13 protein-coding genes are annotated in these 16465 nt (G+C 37.4%); 8 read left to right on the top strand and 5 right to left on the bottom strand.

The window, feature by feature from the left end; genetic code table 11:
- Positions 1-157: 157 nt before the first annotated feature.
- From H5S39_RS11720 to H5S39_RS00660, 3 genes are all read left to right on the top strand, one after another.
- Positions 158-274, top strand: a complete 117-nt coding sequence (locus tag H5S39_RS11720) for a bacteriocin (RefSeq protein ID WP_182595165.1) — start codon at positions 158-160, stop codon at positions 272-274.
- Between the two features lie 209 nt (positions 275-483).
- Positions 484-1578, top strand: coding sequence for a GHKL domain-containing protein (locus H5S39_RS00665; protein ID WP_231832849.1), 1095 nt, complete (start codon positions 484-486; stop codon positions 1576-1578).
- Positions 1579-1585: 7 nt separating this feature from the next.
- Positions 1586-2353, top strand: coding sequence for a LytR/AlgR family response regulator transcription factor (locus tag H5S39_RS00660; protein ID WP_182595163.1), 768 nt, complete (start codon positions 1586-1588; stop codon positions 2351-2353).
- Between the two features lie 86 nt (positions 2354-2439).
- Here H5S39_RS00660 and H5S39_RS00655 read toward each other — a convergent pair whose 3' ends face one another.
- The gene (locus tag H5S39_RS00655) at positions 2440-2598 is read right to left on the bottom strand and encodes a hypothetical protein (protein WP_182595162.1); all 159 of its coding nucleotides are present in this window, start codon (positions 2596-2598) and stop codon (positions 2440-2442) included.
- Positions 2599-2809: 211 nt separating this feature from the next.
- Between H5S39_RS00655 and H5S39_RS00650 the strand changes: the two genes are divergently transcribed.
- Together H5S39_RS00650 and H5S39_RS00645 are read left to right on the top strand one after the other, a co-directional pair.
- Complete coding sequence (locus tag H5S39_RS00650) at positions 2810-3169, top strand: hypothetical protein (RefSeq protein ID WP_182595161.1); 360 nt, start codon at positions 2810-2812, stop codon at positions 3167-3169.
- Between the two features lie 80 nt (positions 3170-3249).
- Positions 3250-5388, top strand: coding sequence for a peptide cleavage/export ABC transporter (locus H5S39_RS00645; protein ID WP_182595160.1), 2139 nt, complete (start codon positions 3250-3252; stop codon positions 5386-5388).
- Between the two features lie 376 nt (positions 5389-5764).
- Here H5S39_RS00645 and H5S39_RS00640 read toward each other — a convergent pair whose 3' ends face one another.
- The 3 genes from H5S39_RS00640 to H5S39_RS00630 form a co-directional block, all read right to left on the bottom strand.
- Positions 5765-6193 carry an OsmC family protein gene (locus H5S39_RS00640; RefSeq protein WP_182595159.1) on the bottom strand — a complete coding sequence of 143 codons (429 nt, stop codon included), beginning with the start codon at positions 6191-6193 and terminating at the stop codon, positions 5765-5767.
- 141 nt (positions 6194-6334) lie between these two features.
- Complete coding sequence (locus H5S39_RS00635; protein ID WP_182595158.1) at positions 6335-7330, bottom strand: D-2-hydroxyacid dehydrogenase; 996 nt, start codon at positions 7328-7330, stop codon at positions 6335-6337.
- Position 7331: 1 nt separating this feature from the next.
- Complete coding sequence (locus H5S39_RS00630) at positions 7332-8519, bottom strand: aminotransferase class I/II-fold pyridoxal phosphate-dependent enzyme (protein WP_182595157.1); 1188 nt, start codon at positions 8517-8519, stop codon at positions 7332-7334.
- Positions 8520-9003: 484 nt separating this feature from the next.
- On the opposite strand from H5S39_RS00630, the gene H5S39_RS00625 reads away from it, so the two are divergent.
- Both H5S39_RS00625 and H5S39_RS00620 read left to right on the top strand, forming a co-directional pair.
- The gene (locus tag H5S39_RS00625; RefSeq protein ID WP_153929802.1) at positions 9004-9225 is read left to right on the top strand and encodes a transcriptional regulator; all 222 of its coding nucleotides are present in this window, start codon (positions 9004-9006) and stop codon (positions 9223-9225) included.
- A gap of 118 nt (positions 9226-9343) precedes the next feature.
- Positions 9344-11563 carry an ATP-dependent Clp protease ATP-binding subunit gene (locus tag H5S39_RS00620; RefSeq protein ID WP_182595156.1) on the top strand — a complete coding sequence of 740 codons (2220 nt, stop codon included), beginning with the start codon at positions 9344-9346 and terminating at the stop codon, positions 11561-11563.
- A 65-nt stretch (positions 11564-11628) separates the two neighbouring features.
- Here H5S39_RS00620 and menC read toward each other — a convergent pair whose 3' ends face one another.
- Positions 11629-12732, bottom strand: a complete 1104-nt coding sequence (menC, locus tag H5S39_RS00615) for an o-succinylbenzoate synthase (protein WP_182595155.1) — start codon at positions 12730-12732, stop codon at positions 11629-11631.
- A gap of 831 nt (positions 12733-13563) precedes the next feature.
- Between menC and H5S39_RS00610 the strand changes: the two genes are divergently transcribed.
- Positions 13564-16461 carry a hypothetical protein gene (locus H5S39_RS00610; protein WP_182595154.1) on the top strand — a complete coding sequence of 966 codons (2898 nt, stop codon included), beginning with the start codon at positions 13564-13566 and terminating at the stop codon, positions 16459-16461.
- Positions 16462-16465: the final 4 nt, after the last annotated feature.

The following is a 16465-nucleotide window of genomic DNA, read 5'->3' as shown; positions in this document are numbered from 1 at the left end:
AAATTTGGTAATTATTAATCTATTTTATATTGGATTAATTTTACTGTATTGTATTTTGCACGCTGGACCATTGAATTTAGTGGTATTTATAGGGATGTTGATTGTTGCGAATGTAAGTGGAATTTTAATTAGATAAAAAAGGAGAAGTGATTTTATTATGCTAAAAAAATATAAAAAGATTTCAGAAGAAAAGCTAGCAAAGATTAATGGTGGAGGACGTGCTCTTAACTTTTATAGAAGTTGGTTTTCAGTTTTAAAAAGACATTTTAGATAATGATCACTTTAGGTATAGCCCAATCATTTATCTCTGAGTTTTTGCAGATATTTGAAACGTTAATAATTTACTATCTTCTGCTGTACTTATTATCTCTCAAGAAAATACTAGTAATTGGATTAACAGCTTTTGTAATTGTATCTATTCCTCTGACTGTAGGGTCCTTATACCCATTGCTTTTAGTAATAATATTATGGTTGTTTGATAGAGTGAAAGATAAAACTAATATAATTATAAATAATATTCTTGCCATGATTACTAGTATTATAATGTCTTCGCTATTTGACTTGGTCAATCATTATACTTATGTTTTATTTTTGCAAGGAAAGACAAATATATTTATTTTAGGATGGTTAATTCCATTTAATGATTTATTAGTTACAATTATATTTGGAGTAATTGTTATAAAATTAATTAGACCGAGATTAACATGGTTTATAGTTAATTTTCCGCGCCCAATTCGCTTATGGAGGATAACAGCTATCCTTTTTTTTCTTTATATTTGCTTAACTTCTTTTGCAGAAAAAGACGGTATAGCTAATGAGTATGCTTCGTTACTATTAGTAGTGTATTTCATAATTATTTTTGTTGGTGGAACAGGATTTATTGGTTTTGTTCGCAGTAATGAACAAAACCAACGTCAACAGCAGTTAATAGACACCTATCGAAATCAGATTACAGTTGCCCAAAAAGTTAATGCTCAATATGAGGAAGTTCGTCGTGAACGGCATGATATAAAAAACGTATTGCTTAGTATTCAGGGTTATATTCGTGATCACGATGATGAAAAGGCAAATCAGTTGTTATCGACGTTTTTACAAACTAATATTGATAGTAAGAATTATGAAGGAATTGATAATTCATTAAGCAGGTTAAATATTTCAGGATTACGTAATCTGATCAAAGAAAAAGCTTATAAGATAGTTGAAAATGAAATTCCGCTTGCAATTGAAGTAAATACGGAAATAGATAGTTTGCCGGGATCTGAAATAAAAACAGCGCGGATTATCGGTATCCTATTAGATAATGCAATAGAAGCTACCGCTAAACAAAAAAAGCCGTATATTCAATTTGCCTTGATAAAGCATGATGATGAGAATTACGAGCTTGTTATTGCTAATTCACTTGAAAAATCAGTTGATCTTAATAAAGCGATGAAGTTTGAACACTCAGAAAAGGAGAATCACCAAGGTATCGGTTTATCTAATATTACGCAACTTGTAGATGATGATGATCGTTATTCGTTTTCTGCAGAAATTAAAGAAAAGGTAATTATTATGACTTGTTTTATTCAAGGAAAGTGAGAATAAAATGTTAAAAGTAATTATTTTAGAGAATAATAATTATCAATCTGACTATATTGAGAAGTTAGTAACTCAGCGACGAATGATTAATGAGACGCCCCATAGCTATGATATGAAAGTCTGGTTGCAGACTGCTGATCCGCAAGAGGTAATTGAAAAGGTTGGCAAAGAAGATTATCTAGCAATCTTAGATATTGAACTAGATGGTAAGGTTACGGGAATGGATGTTGCAGAAGCAATTCGGAAGAAAGCTGAATTTGCTGCAATTATTTTTGTGACAGCTTATCCAGAATATTTACCGTATACTGTTTCAAGACGAATTGAGCCGTTTGATTATATCTCTAAAGGCAAGGATATTTCATCAGTTACTGACCGACTAAGGCAAGATATTGATGAGGCTTATGCACGCTATAAACTTTATTCAAATAGTGAACAGCAGCAACAAGAAAAATTTACTTATGAGCCAATGCGCGGGGTAAAGCGACAGGTTAATTTTGAAGACTTGTATTATATTGAATCGGTTAAAAATGAGAACCGCCGTTTACGAATAGTTGGTAAAAACATCCGAATTGAATATCATGGTGAATTAGGAAAAATAGCAGATGATCGATTGTTGCGTGTAAATCAGGGTACCTTAATAAATCCACACGCAATCCAAGAATTTAATAGAAAAAAGCGCATGATTTATTTTGATGATGACCATGAACTAAAAGTAACCGTGAGTTTTCGAAGGGTGAAAATGTTGAGTGATTTTCTTAAAAGCGAAAAATCATAATATTATTTTATTGATGAATGACTAAAAGCCAGAGCCGCTAAAGGACTCTGGCTTTTTTGAATGGTATCATTTTATGTCATCTTCTTTTATTCATGGAAAGAAGATGCATAATATCCGTTTTGGATGTCACGACGATGATGCCATGTACTTCCTTTAACTGCAACTGCCTGAATAGCATCAAATGCAAAGTTACCATAACCGCCGATAGTTTTAGCTAATGTTTTTTCGTTTAGTGATTTAACCATTTTAAATATCTCCTTGTTTTTCTCCTCCTTGGTATTTATTATAAAAGAATGTAAGCGCTATTTTTAAATTTGCAATATTCGTTTAACTTATAAGGTAATTTGTCACTTTTTATGTTAGCGATTACGAATTCTGCAAAAAACAATACGATTAATGCAAATTGAATCAAGGTAGTATTTTACAGATATACTAACTATATAGGAGGCTACTGAAATGAAGGTCAATAAACAATTCTATAAGGATTTCAATTTTTATTTTTACTTTCTTTTTATTGTGCTGTGGATTAAGCCAGTATTAGAAGCAGAAAATATTTTTGAAATGATCTTTTGTTCAGCATTTCTTATTGGTGCTATTATTGCAGTTTTGTGGGTTATGTTTAGAGTACCTGAAAGTGATAGGGGATTTAATCAAGCGTTCTACAAGAATGGTGATTTTTATATTTACACGATAGTAACGATATTTTGGATTATTGCGATTCCCAAAGCAAGTAATATCTATGAAGAAGTAATCTGTATTGCTTGTACGGCCATTGGTATATTTGCTGCATTACGAATTATGTTTAAGAAACAATAGATTTATAGATATTTAACCAAAGCCCAGAATTTTTGATATTTTGGACTTTGTTTCTTTTATGGGAAAGTAAGGTGAGAATAGTGAATTATTCATATTATGTTGCGCAAGTTGATGAAACTGATTGTGGAGTAGCATCGCTAGCAATGATTTTACGAAATTATGGTTCTGTATATCCGCTTGCTAAACTTCGTGACTTGGCGCGAACAACGAAGCAGGGAACAACAGCATTAGGGTTGGTAAAGGCTGCTAAAAAGCTAGGTTTAGATGTAACTGCAATTCAAGCTGACCTTGAGCTTTTTGATGATGAAGAAGTTAAGTATCCATTAATTGCCCATGTTGTTAAAGAAGATTTACTTCATTACTGTGTTGTTTTTAAAGCAGATAAAGAATACATATATGTAGCCGATTCTGACCCGGTAGCGAAAGTGAAGAAGATGTCTCGTAAAGAGTTTGACCAAATATGGTCTGGCATTTGCCTATTATTCACACCAGCGTCAAACTATACACCTAAAAAAGAACCGCTAGCAGGGCTATTAAGTATGTTTCGGGATCTTGCTAACTATAAAAAGTATATTTTAGGTGTTGTTTCCGCAGCAACGGTGATTACACTTATTAGTATTTTAGGTTCGTATTACTTACAGGTAATAGTTGATCGCTTCATCCCTACAAAAGATACTAGTGGGTTAGGTATTTTGGCAGTGAGTTTAGTAATTATTTACCTGTTTAATTCTGTATTTAATTATTTACGCGATTTCTTTTTGACTAAGCTTGATCAGCAATTATCATCGAAAATCAGTCTTCGGTACATTCAGCATGTCTATAAGTTACCAATGCATTTCTTCTCAACGCGGAAGACTGGTGAAATTACATCACGATTTAGCGACATTAATAAAATAATTGATGCCTTATCAAGTACGGTTATTTCAATGTTTCTCGATGTTGGAGTAATGGTGATTACAGGAGCTGTTCTTTATTTTTACAGTTCACGCTTATTTTTGACCACTTTATTTGTTATTCCAATTTATATTATTGTCATTTATCTTTTTAACAAACGTTTTGCTAAGTTAGACCAAGAACAGATGGAGAGTAATGCATTGCTGAACTCCTTAATTATTGAAGATTTAAAGGGAATTGAAACGCTGAAAGTACTCCAGCTTGAGAAAAAAAGATACAGAAATGTTGAGAAACAGTTTCATGATTTCCTTAATAAGAATTTATCTTATGTAAAAACAAGATCTTTTCAGGACGCTATTAAACTATGGCTACAATATGGTTTAGTTACAATTGTGTTATATCAAGGGGCTAGTTTGGTAATTCATAGTGAACTAAGTTTAGGAGTGTTAATGGCTTTCAATGCTTTGTTAGCTTTTTTTCTCAGTCCATTGCAGAGCATTATTAGTTTGCAGGTAAAATTACAGGAAGCAAAAGTTGCTAATAATCGTCTAAATGAGGTCTTACAGGTGGATATGGAAGAGGTCGGCACTTCTAAGAACAAGAATTTTATAGGAGATATTGTAATAAAGAATGTTGATTATTCGTATGAATATAGTAAGCCAATCTTGCAGAGTATTAATTTAACAATCAAAAATAATTCTAAGTTGGCAATCGTTGGCTTAAGTGGTTCCGGAAAGTCAACGCTCGCTAAATTATTAGTACGATTTTATGCGCCAACTCAAGGAGAAATAAATTTTAATTATCAGCCATTGAATGAGCTTAGTCTTTCAAGTATTCGTCAGTATGTCCACTATCTTCCGCAATCTCCACAACTTTTCTCGGGAACAATTCGAGAAAATTTAGTAATGGGAATTGACCAATCGGTTTCAGAAGAAGAAATTAATAATGCATGTAAGAAAGCTTTAATATATGATGATATTCAAAAAATGCCATTGCGTTATGAAACAAAACTAGATGAAGGAGCAACTGCTCTATCGGGTGGACAAAAACAACGGTTAGCGATTGCGAGGACCTTATTATCGCCTGCTCACGTGTTAATTTTTGATGAGTCGACAAGCAACCTTGATCCAATCACGGAAAAGGGAATTGTTGATAATCTCTTACAAGTTCAAGATAAAACAATTATTTTCATCGCTCATCGCTTGTCGATTGCTAAGAGGGTAAATAATATTGTAGTAATGAACAATGGCCGGATTACAGAAAGTGGGAACCATCAGGATTTGCTAGCCAATCATCAAGAATATTATCAATTATGGAATATTTAAAAAGCCTAAGTCACGAAAAAATGATCTAGGCTTTTTGATTATTCAAATTTAAACATAATGGTAAGCGCCGAAATGAGAAAGTATAGGATAAAGACCCAGAGGAAAAGGTTGATGTAGTTTGGAAACGAATCGGCGAACGGTAAACTACACAAGAATGCTAGAAATAGGTCGATGTAGAACTCGCCATTATGCAAAAAATTACGATTAAAATGAATTTTCATATCAATACCCCTCGTATTCACTCATATTTATCTTTAATAATACGTGAATGGGCAGATGATGGGGCAAGTTGCAGAATTCGTTAGCTTTTCTGCATTATTCGTAATGCAATGCATGCAAAAAAACGTCTCAGAAAGAAAATCCGAGGCGCTTTTTATTAATCAACTTTTACAAAACCATCTTGAACAAATTTTGTTCCGTATGTGAGGGTATTTTCAACAGGACATTTCTCAGCTACATCTGTGAGGAACTTTTTGATGTCTTCGTCGGATTCGCTGCTACGGAGATGGGGTTGATAGTGGATTTCAGTGAACTTGCGAACGTTTTTACCATCGGCGACATTTTCGCGGTCGAGGTCACCTTCGATTGTTACCCAGAAGGCTTGTAAGTCAAAGTGACGCTTATTAGCTAATGCATGGGCGGTAATTGCTTGACAGGCCCCAAATGAAGTTAAGAGAATTTCAACCGGATTCATTCCCGTATTAGTACTTCCTGGCTCATCAAAGGTAATCTCAAAGCCGCGTGTCCCGGCTGACACCTGCATTCCGGTCGTTGTTTTAGTCGCAGTTACTTTATATTTCGTCATTGATAGTCCCTCCTCATCTAATTAACCATAGTTTACGGTTTCCCTTGTGATAGTTCAACCTAATTGCCTATAAACATACCCGACAATACACTGAAAAAATGCAATGATTGCATAATATTTCAGAAACGACAGGTATTATTTTTATAATTTAATTTCATGTGCTGAGGATTTACCGTTGAGAATAGCAAGAGTATCATCAAGGGCAAAATCGACCATGTTTTGGACAGCGAGGTTTGTAAAGAAGGCGATATGAGGAGTAAGGATAACATTGTCCATGGCATGTAACTCTTTTACAAGTGGTTGGTCGTCGAGTCCCTTTTCTCGACGATCCGCGGCAGCGACTGTTTCTTCGCCTTCAAAAGTATCAAGAGCAGCCGCGGCAATTTCGCCATTCTTCAACGCATTAATAAGGTCTTGCGTATTTACAACGGGGCCCCGGCTCGCGTTGACTAATCCGGCAGACGGTTTCATTAAGGCAAAATCGTTAGCGGTAATTAGCCCTTTAGAAGTGGGATTTAAGTCTACGTGTAGGCTTACGACATCTGCACGTTTTAATAGTTCATCTTTAGGGACAAATTGCACAATCCCATCAAAATCAGTTCGTGGGTTTGTGTCGTAACCTAAAACAGTTGCACCAAGAGCATGGAGGAGTTTAGCAAGGGTTCCGCCAATTCGGCCAACGCCAATGATGCCAATTGTGGCCGTGTGAATTTCCATTGACTGTTCGTCACTGAACCATCGGTAATCATTATTAGCTACTTGTTGATCGAAACGGTAGGTTTTCCGTAATAGACGAAAAATTTGCATTAATGCGAACTCAGCAACACTCCGCGGGGAATAAGCAGGAACATTCGTCACTGTTAATCCATTTGCATTGGCCTTTTTAATATCGACCATATCAAAGCCAGCTGTCCGCGTAGCAATTTGTTTTAGCCCGTTAGCGTGGAGCTTTTCGTAAATATCATCAGGAAGTTTGCTCCGCTGTTGAATGACGAGCCCATCAACATCATTAGTTAGGTCAATGGCATCGTCGATTAACTTGGGAGTAGTAATAATATCAATATTATGTTGTTTAGCGTAGTCCTTAATCGCTGCTTGCTCGTCATCACGAACGCTGGTCATTAGAATTTTAGTCATCTTAGTTATCCTCCTTTACAAAATCAGCAATCAATTTAACCGCTGCTTTTAAGTTATCCATACTTGTGGCGTAACTAACTCGAACATATCCTTGTCCACCAGCACCAAAGAAAGAGCCAGGAATTACGGCTACTTTTCCCTGATTAGCAAGGTCGGTTGCAAACTTAATATCATCTTTGCCAAACTTAGCTGGAATTTTAGCGAATACGTAGAAGGCACCATTAGGGGTAGTAATATCAAAACCTAGGTGCTTCAAAGCATCAACTATAAAGTCACGACGTTGTTTATATGCTTTCTTCATCTTAAGAGTAGCCGTTTTTCCCTCGGCAGTATCAAAGGCGGCAACCGCAGCGGCCATGGCCGGATCTGATGCGGCAGTGACCATCATGGCGTGAATTGCGCTAACTGATTTCATTAGTTCTTGGGGACCAGCGATAAAGCCGATTCGGTAACCGGTCATTGCATGTGATTTTGATGCGCCGTTGAGGATGAGGGTTTGTTCGGGGATGAAGTTAGCGATTGATGTGTGTTGACCATCGTATACCAGTTCAGAGTAGATTTCATCAGCAATTACAATCAGGTTTGTTGCTTTGATTGCTTCAGCTAGGGATTTAATCTGTGATTCAGTGTAGGTTACGCCAGTAGGGTTGGATGGGTAGTTTAAGATAATTCCCTTTGCGTGCGGATGGTTCGCAAGTGCTTCTTGGAGTTTTGCAGGGGTGAGGACAAAATTATCAGTACTAGTGTCAATTTCAACTGGGACTCCGCCTAAAATCTTAGTCACTGCCATATATAGTGGAAAAGTTGGGGTGGTAATTAAAATCTCATCACCAGGATTAATAATTGCTGAAAGTGAGGCATAGATTCCTTCAGTTGCACCAACGGTTACGGCAATTTCGCTATTAGGGTCATAGTCAAGACTGTAACGATCACGCATAAAATGACTGATTGCTTGGCGCAGGGCTGGCGTTCCGGTTCCTGGAGCGTAGTGGGAATCGTTGTCGTTAATGCTTTTGATTGCGGCTTCTTTCATCGCAGCAGGAACATTAAAATCAGGTTCACCAAGGGTTAATTTAATGATTCCAGAAATCTTGCTAGCCTTGTAGTCAAATTCGCGGATTCCCCCAGGGGTGAGTTTGGCAAAATTGCTATTGAGGTTAGTTAATAATTCAGGCTTAGTTGTTGGCATAGTTTTTTCCTCCTTATAATAGGTAGACTTAACTAAAAAAGGAACTCCGAATACTTACTAGCATCCGAAGTTCCTCGATCAGATTGGAATGAGTATAAAAGAGGATTCCGGATGTTTGGGGTGCATCCGGAAACGTCACAATGACGAAATCACTGCTGGTCAGCGGACGAGCTTGTCGCTAAACCAGAAGGCATACGCTTGATGTAAGTGTAGTGTTACAGTGATCATCATTATGTCCTCCTTTGATTAACTGATTATTAATAATTCTAATCTATTTTTAATTTTTGTCAACACTTTATTTGAGAAAATTCATAATTCGACTACAAATGTAGATATATCAACGAGTTATAATCACTTATTGTTTAATCACAGTTTAATCGATTTTGTATTTATATTATACAAATTTTTTTATTTTTTACCGGCATTTTTATTGTACTATTTCACAAATGTGATATAATTATAAACGTAAAGGAAGTGGGTGGCAATGCGGATCGACATCAAACATTATTTGGAAGTTAACCACTTGACGATCTATCAGGTTTCCAAACGTTCCGGTTACGGCTACACGACTTTACACAAATCGTTTAACAAGCCACAGTCTAGTTCGACCTCGCTTAACCTACGTGATCTTGATGCTTTGGCGCAAGCCCAGGATAAGAGCATGTGGGAGGTTCTAAAAGAACTAGAAGAGAACTATCTCGAATGAGGTTGTGGCATTGCTGTAGCCACAGAAGGTTGGATGCGTTAACTTCTGACTTTCAAGATTATTTAGACTGCGATTTATTTTTTAGAAATGTATATTAACTAATGAGGAGGGATTGCATATGGCTCAAAACCCAATGAATCCATTTGACAATGACATGAACGACATTTTCAACCAATTAATGGGTGGAATGAATGGTTTCAATTCTGATAATCGGCGTTACCTAATCAATGGTCGTGAAGTAACACCAGAAGAATTTGCTGAATATCGTAAGACCGGTCAATTGCCTGGCGGTGCAAATCCTCAACAAGGTCCAGGACCTCAACCAAGCGAAGGTAAAGACAGTATTTTACACAAGTTAGGTCGTAATTTAACCGAAGAAGCTCGGCAACACGAACTGGACCCCGTTATTGGTCGTAATAAAGAAATTCAAGAAACTGCTGAAATTCTTAGTCGGCGTACTAAGAACAACCCCGTATTAGTCGGTGATGCTGGTGTTGGTAAGACTGCTGTTGTAGAAGGACTAGCACAAGCAATTGTTTCTGGTGACGTACCAGCTGCAATTAAGGATAAGGAAATTATTAGTATTGATATTTCTGGCCTTGAAGCAGGTACTCAATACCGTGGTAGTTTTGAAGAAAACATGCAAAAATTAATTGATGAAGTTAAGAAAGCAGGAAATATTATCCTCTTCTTCGATGAAATTCATCAAATTATTGGTGCTGGATCAACTGGTGATTCTAGTGGTTCTAAGGGAATGTCTGACATTATTAAGCCAGCATTATCTCGAGGCGAAATCACAGTTATCGGTGCAACTACTCAAGACGAATACCGTAATACGATTATGAAGGATGCAGCCCTTGATCGGCGGTTCAATCCAGTTACGGTTAATGCCCCAAGTAAGGCTGACACGGTCGCTATTTTGAAGGGAATTCGTGACTTGTATGAACGTCACCACAATGTAAAATTACCAGATGACGTTCTTCAAGCAGCTGTAGACTACTCTGTTCAATACATGCCACAACGAGCATTACCTGATAAGGCAATTGATTTAATTGATATGACTGCTGCTCATCTAGCTGCTAAACATCCAGCTCGTGATGCTAAGGCAATTGAAAAAGACATTGAAGCAGAAGAAAAGAAGCAAAAAGCTGCTGCTAAGAAAGAAGATTACAAGGCAGCTCAAGAAGCCAAGGAAAAGATTGCTGATTTGAAGAAGCAATTGAGTGAAAATTCTGAATCTGATAAGGTTACTGCTACTCCAGAAGATGTTGCTAAGGCAGTTGAACAAATGACTGGTATTCCGGTTTCTAAGATCGGTGCAAGTGATGTTGAACGGCTTAAGGACATGGACAAGCGGCTAGAAGGCAAGGTTATTGGCCAAGATGAAGCTGTTGAAGCAGTTGCTCGTGCTATTCGTCGTAACCGGGCAGGATTTGATGAAGGCGACTCACCAATTGGTAGTTTCCTCTTTGTTGGTCCTACTGGTGTTGGTAAGACTGAACTTGCTAAGCAATTGGCTCTTGACATGTTTGGTAGCAAGAATGACATTATTCGGTTAGATATGTCTGAATATTCAGATCGGACTGCTGTATCTAAGATGATCGGTGCCACTGCTGGGTATGTCGGTTATGAAGATAATGGTAATACCTTGACTGAAAAGGTTCGTCGTCACCCTTACTCCATCATTCTCTTAGATGAAATTGAAAAGGCTAACCCACAAGTCATTACGCTCTTGCTACAAGTGCTTGATGATGGTCGGTTAACTGATGGTCAAGGTAACACAATTGACTTTAAGAACACCGTAATCATCGCAACTTCCAATGCTGGATACTCCAATGATGCACCGGTTAAGATGGGTAAAAATGAAGACGAAGAAGACTTAATCAAGAAGTTGACTAATTACTTCCGTCCTGAATTCTTGAACCGGTTTAACGCCATTGTTGAATTCCACAGCTTAACTAAGGAAGACTTGAAGAAGATTGTTGACTTAATGTTAGCTGAAGTTAACCGGACGTTAGCTAAGAAGGGCATGGATGTTAAAGTCACTGACGCTGCTAAGCAATATCTGATTGATGAAGGTTACGATGAATCAATGGGTGCTCGTCCGCTCCGTCGGGTTATTGAACGAGAAATTCGTGATAAGGTAACCGACTACTACCTTGATCACCTTGATGTAAAGCACTTGGTTGCTGAAATGCAAGATGGTAAGTTAGTAATCGTCGATGCTAAGGATGCTGCTAAAGACGACAGCAAGGAATACACACCTAAGGACGAAAAGACAGACGATAAGAAGGAAGAAGATACTAAATCTGACGAAGAAAAGAAAGATGAAAAGTAATCTTCCTTTGGGAAAGTAAAAACGCAAGAATTAACTCAGATGGGTTAGTTCTTGCGTTTTGTATTTTAAAGGGTAACTTTTTCTGTTGTATAACGCCGAATAATATCCCAATTTAGGTCGTAGCCAATACCAGGAGCCGTTGGAACTTTAATTTTACCGTTGGTTAGGTCGATTTCAGGTTTAATAATATCGTGATTAAAATATCGTTGCGAGGCAGAAATATCATTAGGAAGAGTAAATCCGGGTAGAGTAGCTACCGCAATATCAGCTGCTCGAGCTACTCCTGAGCCAAGCATTCCGCCACACCAACAATTTAGTTGATGGGTTTGAGCAAATTCTTGAATCTTATTAGCAGTTGTTAGACCGCCTACTTTACTTACTTTGATGTTGATTATTTTTCCGCTCCCTAGCTGGTACATTGCCTGGGCATCGGCAAGACTATTAATACTTTCGTCTAAGCAAAGCGGCGTAGCTAGTTGTTGTTGAAGCTGGGCATGGTGCAGTAAATCGTCCGCTTCAAGAGGTTGTTCAATCATTAGGAGGTGTAGTTCATCCAATTGCTTTAGCTTGTCAGTATCTGCTAAACGATAAGCTGAGTTAGCATCGGCCATTAACATGATATCAGGGAATTCATTCCGAACTGCTTTTAAGTATTGGTAATCGGCACCAGGTTTTATTTTAACCTTAATTCGTTGGTAACCAGCCTGAAGATAGTTTCGGACTTTTTCAACCAGCTTATTAGGCGAGGGCTGGATACCGATACTTATCCCCGCCGTAACAAGGCTTTTATTTCCACCAATTGCTTTTGCGAGTGATTGGTGATTTTGTTTAGCAAAGAGGTCCCAAATAGCAGTATCAACCGCGGCTTTTGCCATGTTATTCCTTCTAATCGGGCGGAAAAGGTCCTGTAACTGCTGAGGAGATTTGATTGACTGATTGAGTAGTGCGGGGAGTAGTTGGTCTTTTAGAAGTAAAAAGGCGCTATCTCTAAACTCTTCAGTGTAAAAGGGAGTTGGAAACGCAGAACATTCTCCGTATCCGGTATGCCCATCCTCATCTGTTAGGGAAAGGAGGATGAAGTCCTTAGTAGTTAATTGTCCGGTACTGGTAGTAAAAAAAAATCGTAGCGGTAAGCTAATTTTATAAAGCCTTATAGAAACTATTTTCATTTGAAGGTCCTTCCTTATATTAGTCATTACCCATAGTGTGAGTGGATAATGACTAAATGTAAATGGCATTAATGAATAAAGTGCGATAAATGCATAAAATAAGGTTGGCTAATTTAAAGGAAAAATGTCTAAAAAGGGACGAAAAATAGGCAAAATAAGGCTGAAAAATCGCGCTTTATGGCACTTGACTTATCAGTACATCTTTTTAGTGGTGAAAATCGACTAGATTAAAATGGTTCTTATTTAGATGATAGAGATGAAAGCTATTGATATCAACGATTACGGAACTTACCAAGCGTTAAATAATACCCACAGAAAACTGTTTTAGTAAATTGAAATAGCAATTTCAAAAGTAAATATTTGTCCTTCTAAAAGACAATGATTGATAAATGTCGACGATGAAAGTGGGCTAAAATAAGCCTAAATTAGACTCTTAGATTGTCTATTTAACCACCTATAATTATCACGAGAACGGTTTTAAATTTTTTTAAGTTTTTTAGGTTGTTCAAGGTACATGAGGAAATAAAAAAATCATTGTATAATATTCCAAATTGACTAATCACTTGTTCAGGCAATAAACGCTGATATAATAACTTTTTAAGTATAATAATACTTTTGTTCAGGTGATTAGTGAACGAATATTTCGCTGATAAAATATATAACTTAACGGGTGAATAGTTAAAATGTGAAAACAATCATTCAGAAATTTGAAGCACTTGTAATCGCCGCAAACCTTGATATAGTAAGAGTTGTTAAGTCATTAAGCAATAAACCTTGCATGAATAATTTATGTTCTTTTGAATATTTTTTCATAAACGGGGGTTTATTAAAATGAGAAATTCGAATACAAATAATTGGCGTTCAACTGCTTTGATTGCGGGGGCAATTTTAACAGCAGGTGTCGTTACCACCACTTCAACGACTAATGCACACGCCGATAACAACCAAAATAATGCACAAGTAAGTAATAACCAAGTTACTTACAATCAAGTTCGGGCAACCGCTGATGAGCAACTTGCACAATTGCAATCAGCTAATGATAGTAAAGAAGCTCAACAAGCTACGGCTAATGAGCAGTCCAATGCTGCTGACCTTGCACAAGTCAACGCAAAGATTGAACAATTAAATGCTAGTCATGCTGCCTTAGAACAACAACAAGCAGGTGCAATTGCACAGGCACAAGCTTCTACAGCTGCTTCAATTGAAGCACAAACTTCAGCTGCCAATGCTGAATATCAACAACAGATTGACGCACAACAACAAAATGAAGCCACTCAACGCGCAGCTAATGATCAACAGTATGCACAAGCTGTTAGTCAAGCCGCTGCTAAGCAACAAGTAGTCGCTAATATTCAAGCACAATATCAAAAGTCATTGAGCGATGCTGCTAATACTCAAAATGCTCAAAACCAAAACGCTACTAAGGATTATAATGCAGCTGTTGCTAAGGAAAATGACGCTTACCAAGGTAAGGTTAATGCACAACAAGCAACTAATGCATCTAATATAAAGGTTGCTGAGACTGCTCTTGCTACTGCTACGGCCAATGCTAAAAAGCCATATGTAGTAGAAGGAACCCAAGAAGTAGCTAAGGAAGGTCGGGTTGCCAAATCACAATCTGACATTAAAGTTGATGACTATGTTCAAAAGGCTGGAATTAGATTAGAGGTGCCAGGTTATTACAACACTACTATTCCAGTTTCAGCTTATACGCATAAAGAATTTGCTAACACTTACTATGGCGAATATCCTGACGCTTCAGTAATTAATAATAAAGCAGAAGATTCTACACCACATAGTATTAATGAACTACCATTAGATTTTCAACCGGGATTATTAAACTATGATGCTAAGAATGATCATTCTGAAAAAGTTTCTGCAAGTGGATTATCCGCTGCACAGATTCAGGTATTACGAGCATTAGCACTTTCATGGGAAAATGGTTTCCGTAATAATGTATTTAATAACTATCGTGAATTTTACAATGCGGTTAATAACCAAAATGGCTTTGCTAACGTTGCACCGACTGACTTGGTAAATACTAATATTTCTGATAGTATTGCCGACCAAGTGGCTGCTAGTCGGGCTAAGTACAATGTTGATAACAATAGCCACACTATCACTGATAGCGGAATGCCTAATAATGCTACTTATGGTGCTTACATTGGCAATGCCACTAAGAACATCGAAAATAGTATAACAAATAAATTTGCGGGTAAGGAAATTTACAATATTACTAATGAAAACCTTACTACTATGCAAGCTGCTAACCCAACTCTTCTTAACTATGCTGTTAACCTTTATAACTCAATGCAGGGTATGTACTATGGTGAATTAGTAAACCCTACCCATATCGGTGGACATGCTAAGAACCTTCTTCGGGCTGACGCACACCTTGTTGGTATTGGCTTCCAAAAGTTAACTAATGCAATGGTTACTAAGGAAACTTCAGGTATTGCTGATCAGACAAATCCTTCGTACGCCGTAACATTTGACCACGCTGGCTTCAACATTGCCCACAATGTTAACTGGACTAAGGATCTTCAAAGCCGCAATGTTTGGGGAAACTCAACAGTTGATGCACAAACTAACGCAATTAAGAGCGCTCAACACTACACAACAACTGAAAAGACCCACAACACGGTAACGCCAACAGCTGCTGATGTTCAAAAGGCTACTGCCACTGCACGGCAAAATGTAACTAATGCAAAAGCTCAAGCCCAACAAGCTCTTACAGCATTAGCTAATGATCATCAAGCTAGCTTAAATAAGCTTACTCAACAATATAATGATGCTAAGGCACAAGTAAAGGCAAACTATAACAATGCTGTTGCTAAGGCTGCCAGTGTTCGAGATGCTGCCCTTAAGAGTAACAATTTAGTTGATCTTCAAGCTTACAAAGCACAATTAGATGAAGCTTACCAAAACTTAGTTAAGGCTGACCAAGTAGCTGCTCAAAAGTTTGCTGCTAATCGTGATGCTAAAATTGCAGACATTAAGACAAGTGAAAATACTAAACTTAATGCTAAGATTGCTGAATTAGTACCAAGTGTTGAACCACAAATTCAACAATTACAAGCTCAACATCAAGCCGTTGTTGCTCATGGTGACGAAGTTCTTGCTGAATTGAAGGCTGCTAATAAGGCCGCATATGCTAAACTTGAAAATCAATTTAATGTTCAATTAGCTGCAATTCAAAAGCGCGATGCTGCTAAGAATGCTAATAAAGTTCAACTTGGCAATAATACAGTAGTACTTCCAACTCAAAAACAAACTACTACTAACAATGCCACTGCTGTTACATTCCCAGTTGCTAGTCGTCCACAAGCTGCTACAACTGGTCATGTTCAAACCGTTTCAACACCATCAATTGTTCAAACGGCAACTCAAACACCAGTTACTGCTGCTCCAGTTGTTGCAACCGCAGCAATGAACCGGGTAGCTGGCAACAATAGTGTTGCAACTAACACCTTACAACAAGCACCAGTAGTAAATCAGACATCTGCTGTTGCTGCTACTGCCACCGCTAACAAAGCCACTAAGGCGGATGACAGTAAGAAGTCAGCTACAAAGGCTGATGTAACTGTTGCAAAGAAACAATCACCTACAAAGAAGAATGAATCATCACAAAAGGTAAATCAATCTTCTATGTCAATTGTTGCTTTAGCTGCCACTGCATTGCTTGGTACTATTGGTATTACTTACAGCTCAAAGAAGCGCCACAACTAATCCG

The organism is Limosilactobacillus rudii, assembly GCF_014145455.1.
In the GTDB taxonomy this organism is placed as follows: Bacteria; Bacillota; Bacilli; order Lactobacillales; family Lactobacillaceae; genus Limosilactobacillus; species Limosilactobacillus rudii.
Note: the sequence above shows the minus strand (reverse complement) of the source record. Positions and strands in the feature narration are given on the sequence as shown.

Coding starts and splice junctions, on each gene's coding strand:
- H5S39_RS11720 (WP_182595165.1), top strand. CDS start 158: ATGCTAAAAAAATATAAAAAGATTTCAGAAGAAAAGCTAGCAAAGATT.
- H5S39_RS00660 (WP_182595163.1), top strand. CDS start 1,586: ATGTTAAAAGTAATTATTTTAGAGAATAATAATTATCAATCTGACTAT.
- H5S39_RS00655 (WP_182595162.1), bottom strand. CDS start 2,598: ATGGTTAAATCACTAAACGAAAAAACATTAGCTAAAACTATCGGCGGT.
- H5S39_RS00650 (WP_182595161.1), top strand. CDS start 2,810: ATGAAGGTCAATAAACAATTCTATAAGGATTTCAATTTTTATTTTTAC.
- H5S39_RS00640 (WP_182595159.1), bottom strand. CDS start 6,193: ATGACGAAATATAAAGTAACTGCGACTAAAACAACGACCGGAATGCAG.
- H5S39_RS00635 (WP_182595158.1), bottom strand. CDS start 7,330: ATGACTAAAATTCTAATGACCAGCGTTCGTGATGACGAGCAAGCAGCG.
- H5S39_RS00630 (WP_182595157.1), bottom strand. CDS start 8,519: ATGCCAACAACTAAGCCTGAATTATTAACTAACCTCAATAGCAATTTT.
- H5S39_RS00625 (WP_153929802.1), top strand. CDS start 9,004: ATGCGGATCGACATCAAACATTATTTGGAAGTTAACCACTTGACGATC.
- H5S39_RS00620 (WP_182595156.1), top strand. CDS start 9,344: ATGGCTCAAAACCCAATGAATCCATTTGACAATGACATGAACGACATT.
- menC (WP_182595155.1), bottom strand. CDS start 12,732: ATGAAAATAGTTTCTATAAGGCTTTATAAAATTAGCTTACCGCTACGA.
- H5S39_RS00610 (WP_182595154.1), top strand. CDS start 13,564: ATGAGAAATTCGAATACAAATAATTGGCGTTCAACTGCTTTGATTGCG.